The sequence below is a fragment of the Sinorhizobium sp. BJ1 genome, from assembly GCF_002531555.1.
GTDB lineage: Bacteria > Pseudomonadota > Alphaproteobacteria > Rhizobiales > Rhizobiaceae > Sinorhizobium > Sinorhizobium fredii_B.
In genome coordinates, this window is sequence record NZ_NWTH01000110.1 from 1 (window position 1) to 1,094 (window position 1,094).

Genomic DNA, 1,094 nt, shown 5'->3' on the forward strand with positions numbered 1-1,094 from the left:
TTCCTGACCCTGGTCGGCCTGGTCGGCGTCATGTTCAGCAAGGACTGGCTGCTGTCGCTGATCGTGTTCTTCGTCGCGCCGCCGCTGCTGCTCGGCCTGCGCTATATTTCCAAGCGCTTGCGGCTGGCGACCCGCGAGGCGGTCGAGGTCAACAGCCGCGTCCTCGGCGCGATGCAGGAGACCATCCAGGGGATCACAATCGTCAAGGCCTTCACGATGGAGAACGAACTGCGCCGCAAGGTCGAGACGATCATCGAGCGGGCCGAGAACCGCGCCAACCGCATCGCACGGCTGAGCGAGCGCACCGCGCCGATGACGGAGACCTTTGCCGGCCTGGCGATCTCCAGCGTACTCGCCTATTCCGCCTTCCGCTCGATCTACGGCAACGTGCCGCCGGGCGCGTTCTTCGCCTTCGTCACCGCGCTGCTGATGGCCTATGACCCGGCGCGCCGCCTGGCGCGGCTGCAGGTGTCGCTGGAGCGCGCCGCCGTCAACGCCCGGATGATCTACGAAATCCTCGACACGGTTCCGCATCAGCGCGACCGCCCCGACGCCACCGAGCTGAAGCTCGGCGAGGCGACGGTCGAACTGCGCGACGTGCGCTTCGCCTATGGCAACGGCGAGGAGATCCTCAAAGGTGTCAGCTTCCGTGCCGAAGGCGGCAAGACGACGGCGCTGGTCGGCCCGTCCGGGGCCGGCAAGTCGACGATCATCAGCCTCATCCCGCGCTTCTACGATCCGCTGTCCGGGCAGATCCTCATCGACGGCCAGGACATTGCCGGCGTCACCAAGCAGTCGCTGCGCAACGGCCTCGCCTATGTCTCGCAGCAGCCGTATCTCTTCGAAGGCTCGATCCGCGACAACATCCGCTACGGCCGGCCGGACGCCACCGACGCCGAGATCGAGGAGGCCGCCCGCCTCGCCTATGCGCATGACTTCATCCTGGCGCAGCCTGAGGGCTACGACACGCCGGTCGGCGAACATGGGATCACCCTTTCCGGCGGCCAGCGCCAGCGGCTGTCGATCGCCCGTGCGCTGGTCCGCAACGCGCCGATCCTGCTTCTCGACGAGGCGACCTCGGCGCTCGACACCGA

The 1,094-nt window shown here is 67.5% G+C and carries 1 protein-coding gene; it reads left to right on the forward strand.

The annotated features are described in order from the left end of the window. Nucleotides 1-1,094: ABC transporter ATP-binding protein (locus CO676_RS34280; protein WP_144340264.1), on the forward strand; the 1,094-nt coding region annotated here is incomplete at both ends.